Origin of the sequence: Corallococcus terminator, assembly GCF_049194865.1 — a bacterium.
Lineage (GTDB): Bacteria > Myxococcota > Myxococcia > Myxococcales > Myxococcaceae > Myxococcus > Myxococcus terminator_A.
The window spans coordinates 232,007-244,163 of sequence record NZ_JBLZWL010000109.1 but is presented as its reverse complement, the minus strand read 5'-3'; the positions used below and the strand labels follow the sequence as shown (position 1 = coordinate 244,163).

The following is a 12,157-nucleotide window of genomic DNA, read 5'->3' as shown; positions in this document are numbered from 1 at the left end:
ATGCAAGAGGCGGCAAGGCTACGGGCAGTTTCAAGTGCTCCAGCACCTGCCTGAGTGCGGGTGAGGTAGGCGAGGACACGGCGCTGTCCCCCGCCCCAACCGCGGAGAAGGACGTCCTCCTTGAAGCTGCGCTTGAGGAAGCCTGCCCAGTTGAGCCGCAGCGTCCGCTGACGCTGGGTCACCTGACGTGCTGTCAATGGGCCTCTGTCCTGTCAGGAATTCGAGAATGGTTCCAGTTGGATACGCTGGCCGCATGTGAGATGCCGCGAGCCATCCCATCTCGCAGAATCGGTGAGACTGAACACCCTTCCACAGAAAGGGCATTCAACGAATGAGTCTGACCGAACAGACGCTGGCAGCACAGCTTGGTCCCAGGCGGGCAGCGGTTGCGTTACCCGCCTTGGCCACAATGGCTGAGCCTCAAAGATTCGGAAGTCAGCCTGAATCATCCCTGGATGATTAATACGACTTGGTCACTTCAAGAATGCGTGAGGGAGGGCGGACTGTTCCCCAGGCATGACGCCGACGCAGATGAAACGACTGGAGGGGGAGCTGGCGAGCTTCCTGGAGTCGATGTTCTCGGGCTTGGGACGTGTGGAGCGGCGCCGGGCCATGGACTGGTACGTCAAAGGACTGCTGCTTGAAGGCGAGCGCAAGAGCATCGACCCGATGGCGGGGCGACTGGTGGAGCAAGCATCCGAGAAGGAGGCCATGCGCCAGCGCCTCCAGCAGTGCCTCAGTGGCAGCAACTGGGCGGACGATGAGGTCATGCGCCGGCTGGCCTTGAAACTGGAGGAGGACCTGCCAGGCATCGAAGCTCTGGTCTTGGATGACACGGGCTTCCCCAAGAAGGGCAAGCACTCCGTGGGCGTGGCCCGTCAGTACTCGGGCACGCTGGGCCGCACCGACAACTGCCAGGTGGCCGTCAGCCTGCATCTGGCTGGTGAGAAGGGCAGCGGCTGCATTGGGATGCGGCTGTATCTGCCGGCGGAATGGACGTCCGACACGGAGCGCCTGAGCAAGGTGGGCGTGCCGGAGGACGTGGTGTTCAAGACGAAGCGGGACATCGCTCTGGAGCTGATTGGCCGTGCGTTGGATTGGGGAGTGAAGCGGCGGCTGTTCCTTGCGGACTGCGGGTATGGGAATGACATCGAGTTCCGAGAGGAACTCACTCGCCGAGGGTTGCCGTACATCGTCGGCATTCGGGGAGACTCCGTGGTCTGGCCTCCCGGATTCGAGCCTCCGCCCATTCCCTCGAAGCCCCCGGGCATGAGTGGGCCAGCTCGCACGCGCTACCGTTATGGCGAAGCGAGGCCCGTTGCCGCTCAGAAACTTGCCGCCGACCTACCACCCACCGCATGGAAGTCGCTCACCTGGGGTGAAGGTCCCAAGGGCCGCAAGCGCTCTCGTTTCGCGGCACTGCGCATTCGCATTGGCCATGGACACTCGATAGGGCTGGCCCCGGGCGACGAACAGTGGCTGCTCTGCGAATGGCCCAGGAACGAGGAGGGGCCCACCAAGTTCCATCTTTCCACGTTGCCGGCGGACACGTCCCTCAAGCAGTTGGTGTGCCTGACGAAGCTGCGCTGGCGCGTCGAGCGGGACTATCAGGAGCTGAAGGCCGAAGTCGGCCTCGACCACTTCGAAGGGCGCACGTGGCGCGGCTTCCACCACCACGCCACCCTCTGCGCCGTGGCCCACGGCTTCCTCGCGCTCCGTCGGGCGCTTTTCCCCCCAGAGCCGAGTGCACTGGACCCTGCCGATGGTGCGGCGCGCGATTCAACCCATCCTGCTCCAGCAGATTGGCACCTGCCCGCTTTGCAACAGGGCCATCAACGCCAGAGCGCCGCCTGAGCTGCCCTCGCGGATGTGACCAAGTCGTATTAACCCGTAGGAGAAATTCGGAAATCGAGGCTCCCTCCTCGAACGGGTCGCAAAGCTGGAGCAAGATTTGCGACCCGTTTACCACCCACGTCTGTCGCTTCGAGTCGGTGACGGGACCAAAGCCGAAGTGACGGGCGAGTCCATGCACACAGGGGAGAACATCCATCCCATCCATCTCGGAGTTCTCGCTGAGAACGATGTACTCGACCCCTCGCGGGCCTAGGAAAAAATACCCCTTCACTCCATGGGCGGAAGAGTCCTCGAACAAGCTGGGGACGATGAGGGGAGCTCCAACCCCTGGCCTCGGCCGAACATAGGCCTCGGGGTAGACCTTCCGGAGGGTCGCTTCGTCATCGCCCCATCGGGCCATGCCAAGCCCTTCGGCCACATAGGCGGTCGCTGTTCGTCGAAGAGTCATCGCCCGTCAAACCCTCAGTCGTGGAATCGGTTCATTGGTCTGGGGAAACCTGCTCATAGTTCTGCGCGATGAAAGCACACAGGAGAGCTCAGCTACCGTTTCGAGCTCATCGGCGGACCCATCCAGCCCTACTATTCACTGCCGGGAGCGTGAGGGTGGATGAGGCGATTTTTCTGGGTGGATGAGGACAGCGCGGTCGCCGCGAAACATGGCGGCGAAGTGCACGGTGCGCATCGGTGGGGACTGCCGGGCGCGACGTGCCACGATTGCGGCGCCACCTGGAGCGGCGCTGGCCACCACTACCCCGGGGTGGACCTGTAAGACCTGCCGGAGCGGCGCGAGTTCGAGAAGGCCCGACCCGAGTCCTTCCATGAGTTCGCTCGTCTCCGCGAGCTGGTGCGTCCCCTGGCTCCCCCGAATGCGACGCTCCCTCCTGGCGCGGGCCTGGGTCCCTTGGTGGGAACCTCTTTCGGAGAGCTCCCTGACTTCGCGTGGATCATCGAAGTGCTTCTCGTTCATCGCGAGGCGTTGGAGCGTCTTCAGGCCGAGGGCGTGAAAGGACTGCGGGCCTATCCAACCGCCTTGCGTTTCCGCCAGAAGAGCCCGCCGGAGTTGCTGGAGCTCCAGGTGGACCCTCACGGGCGTCTCCATCCCGACTGCATTCCTCCCGACGAGCTTCCACCGTGCCCGACCTGTGGCCGATTCGGCCTCACGCGACCCGATGAGCCCATCCTGGACGCTGCCTCGCTCCCGACGGAGCTGGACCTGTTCCGAGTCGGGAACTTCGCCACGATGGTCATCGGCACCGAGCGGTTCGTCGACGCCGTCAACCGACTGGGACTGGATGGCCTGACCATCCGCGAGCTGCCGACGCGCTAATCCGGCAGCCTCCCGCCCCGCTCACTTCCGCCGTTCCTGAATCGCCTTGAACACGATGCGGTCCAGGAAGCCCGGGGTGAACAGCTTCAGGTACTGACCCACCTTGCCCTTGGTGGTCATCACCACCTCGCGCTCACGTTGATCCATGGCCTTCAGGATGATGGACACGCACGTGCCCACGTCCATGTTGCCTTCGGTCTCGTCGTGCGCGCTCACCTGCAGCGGCTTTCCGTCCTTGCCCAGCGCGTTGGCGCGGACGTTCGTCGCGACGAACCCCGGGCACACCACCGTCACGTCCACGCCCGTCCCCATCAACTCCACGCGCAGCGAATCGAAGAACCCGTTCATCGCGTGCTTGCTCGCCGCATAGCCCGAGCGCGTGGGCACGCCCGTCTTCCCTGTCAGCGACGACACCGCCACCAGCAACCCCCGCCGTGTCTTCAGGTGCGGCAGCGCATGGTGCGTGCAGTACACCGAGCCCAGGTAGTTGATGCGCATCAGCCGCTCGAAGAGCGTCAGGTCCGTGATGTCCTCGAACCGCGCGTCCATGGAGATGCCCGCGTTGTTGACGAGCACGTCCACCCCGCCGAACGCCTCCACCGCGCGGTCCACCATCCGCCGACACGCCTCCGGGTCCCCGACGTCGGTGGCCACCGCGATGGCCTTCCCGCCCGCTGCCTCGCACCGCTGCTTCACCCGCTGGAGGGCGTCCTCACTCCGCGCGGCCAGCACCAGATTCGCGCCCCGCGCCGCGAGCGCCACCGACAGCTCCTCGCCGATGCCCATGGAAGCACCGGTGACCACCACGCTCTTGCCTTGCATGGCCCGCATTGTCGCCCCGCACCCGGAGCGCGTCGAGGCTGCCCGCGCCGGGCCTACACCCGCGCACAGCGGTCCGCCTCGAAAATAAACCCGGTGACACTTTCCGGAGCCCTCGGTGTTCCGTTCGCGCCAACGCATTTCGAGAGGGGAAAGAACTCCATGTCGTCCATCGCGGTCCTCGCCCAGGTCCCCGCCGAGAATCTCGGCTGGCTCAGCAGCAAACTGCTCGGCGTCACGCTCACCTCCGCCGAGTGGGTGCTGTGGATCCTGGTCGTCCTCTCCGTGCTCTCCATCGCCATCATGCTGGAGCGAACGGTGTACTTCGCCCGCAACCGCCTCCCGGACTCGGAGACACTCGCGGTGCGGCTGGCGCGCGGCGAGCTCGAGGCCGTCCGTGTGGCCATCCAGGGGCGCCGAGGCATGGAGGCCGCCATCATCCGCGAGGGCCTCGCCTCCGCCGCGCAAGGCGCCGACTCCGTCGAGCAGGTGATTGCCTCCACCATGTCCCGCGAGCGCCCTCAGTATGAACGCTTCCTGTCCTTCCTCGGCACGCTCGGCAACAACGCCCCGTTCATCGGCCTGTTCGGCACGGTGCTCGGCATCATCAAGGCGTTCCATGACCTGGGCTCCGCGGGCGTGAAGGGCGCGGCGATTCAGCAGACCGTCATGGGCGGTATCTCCGAGGCGCTCGTCGCCACCGCGGTGGGCCTGGCCGTCGCGATTCCCGCCGTCGTCGCCTTCAACATCTTCAACCGTCAGCTCAAGACGCTGACCAGTCGCGCCAACGCCCTGGGCCACGCCCTGGTCGGCAGCCTGCGCGCGGAGGTCCGCTAGTCATGGCCGGAGGTGCGCAGCAGGACGACGAGGAAATCACTGGCATCAACGTCACCCCCCTGGTGGACATCGTGCTGGTGTTGCTCATCATCTTCATGGTGACGGCCAACTTCATCGTCCGCGAGACGGTGGAGGTGGACCTGCCCCGCGCGGCCAACGGCGGCGAGACGGTGCAAGGGCTCGTCAACGTGGTGCTCGACAAGGAGGGCAAGCTCTACTTCGACGGTGCTGCCGTCAGCGAGGCGGAGCTGTCCACGAAGGTCGCCGAGGCCGTCGCCAAGGACAAGGACACCCGCGCCATCATCAGCGCCGACCAGAGCATCGCGTATGGACAGGTGATGCGGCTCATCGACACGGTGAAGGGCCACGGCATCGCCAAGTTCGCGCTCAACATCGAGAAGGACGCAGCCCCCGCGCCCCGGGGCTGACGCGCGAAGGCCATGAGTACGAGCGTGCTCGACAGTGGTGTCGTCCTGCCCCGACGGGGTGGCAACGGGTTGTTCGTGGGGTTCGTCACGGGCTCGCTCGTGTTGCACGGGCTGGGGTTGGTGGTGCTTCACACCCGCCCGCCCGAGCGTCCCGCGCCCCAGCGTCCCGTGGAGCTGGTCATGGTGGAGGTGGCGAAGCCTCCACCGCCCCCGCCCCCCGTGGTGGAGGAGCCGAAGCCCGAGCCCCCTCCGCCGCCGAAGGTCCGCGCGAAGCCTCCGCCCATCAAGGTCGCCGAGGCGCCTCGTCCGCTGCCTCCGCCTCCCGTGGATGCGCCGCCTCCTCCCAACGAGACACCGCCGCCGAGCGCGAAGCCAGCGCCCCTGGTGGTCGGCATCTCCATGTCCTCGACGACGAGCGCGGGAGGCTTCGCGGCGGCGGTGGGCAACACCCTCTACGGTCGCACCGCCGACAAGGCCAAGGCGCCGCAAGAGGTGAAGGCCTACAGCGCGCCCAAGTACACGCCCATCTACCAGGTGGACCGTGAGCCGCAGCTCGCCAGCGAGGTGAAGATTCCCTATCCCGACGAGGCACGTCGCGCGGGAGTCGAGGGCACGGTGACGCTGTCCATCACCATCGACCCCGAGGGCCGCGTGGTGAATGCGCGCGTGCTGAATGGCCCTGGCCACGGACTCGAAGAAGCCGCGCGCACCGCCATCCTCCGCTTCCGCTTCCGTCCCGCCATCAAGGGAGGCGAAGCAGTGTCCACGGAAATGAAGTACGCCTATACCTTCCTGCTCGATTGAACACCCGCTCCCGCCGAGAGAGGGCCGGAGCGGGGGAGTGCACCGGTGGGCCCCTTTCACATCCACGGCCCGTCCACGCTCGCCGGCTCCTCCAGCACGCCTTCACTCCGTCCCTTTGTCGGCGGGAGCCCGTCTCCCTTCACGCCCCTGTCCTTGAAAGCCCCATGTCCTCGAACGTGAAAGCCCGCGCCGCGCTCGCCGCCGCCTCCCTCTGGGTGGCGACCCCGGCGCTCGCGCAGGCGCCGCAACCCGGAGCCCCCGCCGCCGAGTCACCTCCGGCCGCGCAGCCCACCATCACCAAGCCCCCGGCGCTGGTGCAGCAGATCGAAGCCCAGTACCCCGCCGAGGCGCTCGCGCAGGGCCTCACTGCCTCAGTGCGCCTCATCATCACCATCGCCGAGGACGGCGCGGTGACGGACGTACAGTCCGCGGAGCAGGCGGGACACGGCTTCGACGAGGCGGCCATCGCCGCCGTGCGCCAGTTCCGCTTCACGCCCGCCGAGGTCGACGGCGTGCCCGCGCCGGTGCAAGTCGAGTACGTCTACCACTTCACCCTCAACGCGCCCCCGCCGCCGGAAGGCCAGGTCGCCGCCGAGCCCGAGGCGCCCAAGGCGACGCTCACCGGTCAGCTCATCTCACGAGGCAGCCGCTCGCGCGTGGCCGGCGCCACCGTGCGCTGCGGTGACGACGCGGACGCCACCGAGGCCACATCCGACGTGGACGGCCGCTTCACCCTGGAAGTCCCTCCGGGTGAGTGCGCGGTGCGTGTCATCGCCTCCGGTCATCAGCTCTACCAGACGAAGGAGATGCTGAAGGCGAACGAGACGACGGAGGTGAACTTCTACCTGGCTCCGGCCGGCAGCGCCTTCGAGACGGTGGTGCGCTCCGAGCGGCCGAAGAAGGAAGTGGTCCGTCGCACGGTGACGCGCGAGGAAGCACAGAAGACGCCGGGCACTTTCGGTGACCCCATCCGCGTCCTCCAGACGTTGCCGGGCGTGGCGCGAGCGCCCTTCATCTCCGGTGACTTGCTGGTGCGCGGCTCCAACCCGGGCCAGACGGCGACGCTGATGGACGGCGTGCGCATCCCCAACCTGTTCCACCTGCTCGGTGGACCGTCGGTGGTCAACGCCGAGTTCATCGACTCGCTCGACTTCTTCCCGGGTGGCTACGGCAGTCAGTATGGCCGCGCGGTGGGTGGCGTGGTGGACGTGGCCACGCGCAAGGGCGCGGCGGACACGGTGCACGGGTCCGTGAAGGTGGACCTGCTCGACGCGGGCTTCTTCATCGAGGCGCCCGTCACGGAGGGCATCAGCGTGGCGGCCTCCGCGCGGCGCTCATACATCGACACGCTGCTGCCGGCGGTGCTGCCGGACGACGAGGGCTCCACGCTCTCCATCGTCCCCGTGTACTGGGACTACCAGCTCCGCGTGGACTTCGGCGCGCCGCGTGGCTCCACGCCGGAGCCGGGGGCCGCGCGCAGCACCGGCTACATCATGGCCTTCGGCAGCGACGACAAGCTGCGCCTGGTGTCCGGAGGCGAAGAGGAGAACCGCGACATCTCCCTGGACACGCACACCGTCTTCCACCGTGTGAAGGGCGACTGGACGTACCGCAAGGGTCCGCTCACCACCGTCTTCACGCCGTACGTGGGCCTGGACTTCTTCGACATCAGCTTCGGCCAGTACATCGAAAACGACTCCATCTACTCGCTGGGCGCGCGCGAGGTGGTGTCGCTGGAGCTGTCCGACACGTTCACCGTGCGCACCGGTCTGGATGTCTACTTCGAGCACGTGAGGGTCGACGTGCAGGCCCCGTCTCCGGAAGGCACCGAGTACGTGCCCTTCCCGGGCAATGACCCCGTCGCGGAGCTCATCCACGAGAAGCTCACCATCAACGGCTTCGACGGCGCGCTCTTCGCCGAGGCGGACTTCAAGTGGGGCCCGCTCACCGTGACGCCAGGCGTGCGCGGCAACCTCCAGAAGGTGGGCGGCACGCGCAACCTGCTTTTGGACCCTCGGCTGTGGGTCCGCTACTCGGCCACCGAGCGCACCTCGCTCAAGGGCTCGCTCGGCCTCTACAGCCAGCCGGCGGACACCTACCAGTTCATCTTCTCCCCCTACGGCAATCCGCTGCTGGGCTACCAGCGCGCGTTCCAGTCGAGCCTCGGCGTGGAGCAGCGGCTGGGGGACGTGTGGAACGTGGACGTCACCGGCTTCTTCAACCGCCGCTTCGAGAACGTGGTGGCCCCGGGTGATGTGCGGGCCACCGACGGCGGGAGCTTTACGCAGGACCGCTTCGTCAACGCGGGCATCGGCAAGGCCTATGGCGTGGAGTTGATGGTGAAGAAGGACCGCGCCGCCGCCACGGACAAGTGGTACGGCTGGCTGTCGTACACGCTCAGCCACGCGGAGGACGGTCGCGCGGGCGCCAAGCCCCGGGTCGACGGTGCCTTCGGCGACGATGGGCCTCCCGTCGTGAACGAGCAGACCTATGGCCTGAGCCTCTGGGACCAGACGCACATCCTCACGTTGGTGGCCAACTACGTGCTGGGCAATGGCTGGGAGCTGGGCGGACGCTTCCGCCTCACCACGGGCCGACCGACGACGCCGCTGGTGCATCCGCATGACGTCTACAACTCGGACTCGAACAACTACGGGCCCACGTACGGCCGTCATCTCTCGGGGCGGACCTCCACGTTCCATCAGCTCGATGTGCGCGTGGAGAAGGGCTGGCGCTTCGACAACTGGACGCTCGCGCTCTACCTCGACGTGCAGAACCTCTACAACGCGGAGAACGTCGAGTTCGTCTTCAATGACTACCGGTATCGCAACGAGATGGAGATACCGGGCATCCCCATCCTCCCCGTGCTGGGCGTGAAAGGAAGCTTCTGATGAACACCTGGCTCAAGTATGGGGGGCTGCTGCTCACGCTGGGCGCCGTCGCCTGTGTCGACCCCGATGACAAGCCGTCGAACGTGCATGACCTGCGCGTGCTGGGCATCGCCGTGGAGCGTCCGGAGTTGATGGCTCCGACGTGTGAGCTCACCGCGGAGGCCCTGGAGGTCCTCACCAACGAGGTGTCCTACCGCGCGCTGGTGGTGGACCCCATGGGCGAGGGGCGCGCCATCGCCTACACCCTGTGGGCCTGCGCGGACCCGAAGGACACCCTCTGCGAGAACACGTCCCAGCGCGTGCAGTTGGCGCAGGGCACCACGACGGCGGGCGAGCTGGTGGTGCCCATCCGGCCCGGTGCCAGCACGCTGCCGGACGGCACGCTGCTCCTGGACAAGGTGCGGCAGGCGGACCCCTACGAGGGCTTCGGAGGGCTGCGCATGCCGCTGGTGCTGAGCCTCACCGCGGGGAGCGAGGCCATCTACGCGCAGAAGCTGATGGTGTTCTCCTGCCCGCTCGTGCCGGGCATGGCGCCCAACCAGCAGCCGGAGTTGCAGGGGCTGCGCCTGGATGGCGAGGCGTGGGCAGAGGAGGCGCTGCCTGTGCTGTCGGGGCAGGGGCCCTTCGTGATTACGGCCGAGGACGTGTCCGCCCTGGAGGAGGCCTACGTGGTGCCAGGGTTCCGGAGGGAGGCCGTGGCGCTCAAGGAGGCCTGGTCCATCAGCTGGCACGCGTCGCTGGGAGAAATCCCGGACGAGGAGACGGGCGGCGCGGACTTCAACGGTGAGCCTGGCCGGCATCGCGTGGAGTGGGAGCCTCCGGAGAAGGGAGGCGTCGCTCAAGAGGTCACCTTCTGGGCCGTGGCGAGGGACGGGCGAGGAGGCAGTACCTGGCTCATCCGCAAGGCCCGCTGGTCGCCGTAGCGACGTGGGGATGGCTCGCAAGGGGGCGGCCATCCGAGGTATGCCCTCGGTGCTCACGCGAGGCCGGGCCGAGGCTGGAGCGGGGTGGGAAGCGGATGATGAGTCGGAGCACAGCGCGCGGGTGGGGACGCGCGGCCGGAGTGCTGGCCGCGATGGTGCTGGTGTCGTGGGGCTCGGACTCGCGGGCCGCTCGGCGCGAAGAGGAGCCTGACGCCGCGCTGCGCCGCTTCGCGCTCGTCGTCGGCTCCAGCGAGGGCGGGCCTGGACGCGAGCGGTTGCGCTATGCGGGCTCGGACGCGCTGGCCATGTCGCGCGTGCTGGAAGAACTGGGCGGCGTGGCTCCGGCGGACCGCGTGCTGCTGCTGGAGGCGGACCGGGACATGCTCCTGTCCGCGCTGGAGCGGCTCAAGACGCTGGTGGACGGCGCGGCCGTGCCCGGCGTGCGGCGCGAGCTGGTGGTGTACTACTCGGGCCACTCGGACGCGGACGGCCTGTTGCCGCGCGGCGAGCGCGTCACCTATGACGATTTGCGCAAGCTGATGGGCCTGGTGCCGGTGGACGTGCGCATCGCCATCCTCGACTCGTGTGGCTCCGGCGCGCTCACCCGCTTCAAGGGTGGACTGCGGCGCCCGTCATTCCTCACCGACGTCTCCGCGCAGGTGCGAGGCCATGCGTACCTCGCCTCCAGCTCCGCGGACGAGGTGGCGCAGGAGTCGGACACCATCGGCGCGTCCTTCTTCACGCACTTCCTGGTGACGGGCCTGCGCGGCGCGGCGGATACCACGGGGGACGGACGCGTCACGCTGCACGAGGCGTATCAGTTCGCCTTCCACGAGACGCTGGCGCGCACGGAGCGCTCGCAGGGCGGCCCGCAGCACGCGGCCTATGACATCCAGCTCGCGGGCAGCGGCGACCTGGTGATGACGGACCTGCGCGGCTCCAACGCGCGCCTGCGCGTGGCGGAGGAGGTGCAGGGCCGCCTCTTCGTGCGCGACTGGGGCAACCAGTTGGTGGCGGAGCTGCAGAAGCAGGCGGGGCGAAGGCTCTCGCTGGGCCTGGAGGCGGGGCGCTACCACATCACGCTGGAGTGGCCCACGCAGCGCTTCGAGGCGGAGCTGCTGGTGGGGACGAAGGGCGACGCGGAGCTGCGCGTCGGTGACTTCGTGCCGGTGACGCTGACTCGCACGGCGGCGCGGGGTGGCACTGTGCCGTCGGATGCGCCGCTCGCGCGCGAGGGGGCGCTGGAGGACATGCCCTCCGTGCCCATCAACCTGTCGCTGGTGCCGCCGCTGTCCACGAGTGCGTTCTGGGGCGGTGGTGGCCTCAACAACGTGGCGTTGGGTGGGCTGGCGGTGCGCTCATTCCAGCTCCGAGGGTTGGGCGCGGCGGCGGGGCTGGGCTGGGTGGACGGGACGATGGAGGGTGTGCAGCTCGCGGGCATCGCCAATGTCACCGGCGGCGAGGCGATGGGACTCCAGCTCGCGGCGGGTGGCAACCTCGCCTTCGGTGGGGCGACGGCCGTGCAGCTGGCGGGAATCATCAACTACTCGGAGCGCTCCTTCTCCGGGTTCCAGCTCGCCGCGGTGGGCAACCGCTCGGACGCGGACATGCATGGGCTCCAGCTCGTCGGCGGCGTCAACATGGTGGAGAACCTCACGGGCGCGCAGATTGGGGTCTTCAATCTGGCCGGCAGCGTGACGGGCGCGCAGGTGGGCCTCATCAACGTCGCGGGCAACGTGAGCGGAGTGCAGCTCGGCTTCATCAACATCGCCGATGACGTGTCGGTGCCCATCGGCCTGCTCAGCCTGGTGCGCAAGGGTCGCATCGCCTTCGAAATCTGGACGGATGAAGTGACACCGCTGTCCGTCGGCGTGAAGTACGGCAGCCGCACGGTGCACGTGCTCGCGAGCATCGGCATGAAGGGGCTGGAGGGGGACGACTCCTGGCGCACCGTCACGTCGCTGGGTGTGGGCGTGCACCTGCCCTTCGGCGACGCGGACCGCTACTACGCGGACGTGGACCTCTCCCTCGGCGGCTGGCAGCCCAGGCTCTTCGGCGATGGCACGGCGAACCATCTCTATCGCCTGCGTGGCAGCGTGGGCTGGGAGCTGAAGCGTCGCTTCGCGCTCTTCGGCGGCGTGTCGCTCAATGCCTACAAGCCGCCGGACGACAACCCGGACAAGGGGTTGACGTGGATGCCGCAGTGGCAGACGGGGCGCGGGCCCACCGGTACGCGCATGTGGCCCGGCCTGTTCCTGGGCGTGCGCATCTGAC

At 67.8% G+C, this 12,157-nt stretch carries 8 protein-coding genes and 2 pseudogenes; 9 read left to right on the top strand and 1 reads right to left on the bottom strand.

Annotated features, from left to right (window positions below):
• Window positions 1-516: 516 nt before the first annotated feature.
• The 3 genes and pseudogenes from ACN469_RS33690 to sitI6 all read left to right on the top strand — a co-directional run bounded on the left by ACN469_RS33690 (window position 517) and on the right by sitI6 (window position 3,181).
• Entirely contained in the window at window positions 517-1,854 is a 1,338-nt protein-coding gene (locus tag ACN469_RS33690) for an IS701 family transposase (protein WP_498765154.1), read from the top strand.
• A gap of 520 nt (window positions 1,855-2,374) precedes the next feature.
• Window positions 2,375-2,455 (top strand): annotated as a pseudogene (locus ACN469_RS33685) (SitA6 family polymorphic toxin lipoprotein); the annotation flags it as partial.
• A 6-nt stretch (window positions 2,456-2,461) separates the two neighbouring features.
• Window positions 2,462-3,181 (top strand): annotated as a pseudogene (gene sitI6, locus ACN469_RS33680) (SitI6 family double-CXXCG motif immunity protein).
• A 21-nt stretch (window positions 3,182-3,202) separates the two neighbouring features.
• Here the strand turns inward: sitI6 and ACN469_RS33675 are convergent.
• On the bottom strand, window positions 3,203-4,012 hold the full coding sequence (locus ACN469_RS33675; protein ID WP_498774723.1) for an SDR family oxidoreductase: 810 nt from the start codon (window positions 4,010-4,012) through the stop codon (window positions 3,203-3,205).
• 150 nt (window positions 4,013-4,162) lie between these two features.
• Here ACN469_RS33675 and ACN469_RS33670 point away from each other — a divergent pair, with 150 nt between their 5' ends.
• The 6 genes from ACN469_RS33670 (at window position 4,163) to ACN469_RS33645 (ending at window position 12,156) form a co-directional block, all read left to right on the top strand.
• The gene (locus ACN469_RS33670; RefSeq protein WP_498774720.1) at window positions 4,163-4,837 is read left to right on the top strand and encodes a MotA/TolQ/ExbB proton channel family protein; all 675 of its coding nucleotides are present in this window, start codon (window positions 4,163-4,165) and stop codon (window positions 4,835-4,837) included.
• A 2-nt stretch (window positions 4,838-4,839) separates the two neighbouring features.
• Entirely contained in the window at window positions 4,840-5,265 is a 426-nt protein-coding gene (locus ACN469_RS33665; RefSeq protein ID WP_498774718.1) for an ExbD/TolR family protein, read from the top strand.
• A gap of 12 nt (window positions 5,266-5,277) precedes the next feature.
• Entirely contained in the window at window positions 5,278-6,069 is a 792-nt protein-coding gene (locus ACN469_RS33660) for an energy transducer TonB (RefSeq protein WP_498774716.1), read from the top strand.
• 164 nt (window positions 6,070-6,233) lie between these two features.
• On the top strand, window positions 6,234-8,960 hold the full coding sequence (locus ACN469_RS33655) for a TonB-dependent receptor (protein WP_498774714.1): 2,727 nt from the start codon (window positions 6,234-6,236) through the stop codon (window positions 8,958-8,960).
• Window positions 8,960-9,883, top strand: coding sequence for a hypothetical protein (locus ACN469_RS33650; RefSeq protein ID WP_498774712.1), 924 nt, complete (start codon window positions 8,960-8,962; stop codon window positions 9,881-9,883). Before ACN469_RS33655 ends, ACN469_RS33650 begins: the two co-directional genes overlap by 1 nt.
• 95 nt (window positions 9,884-9,978) lie before the next feature.
• A complete protein-coding gene (locus ACN469_RS33645; protein WP_498774710.1) occupies window positions 9,979-12,156 on the top strand; it encodes a caspase family protein in 2,178 nt (725 codons plus the stop codon).
• Window position 12,157 lies beyond the last annotated feature (1 nt).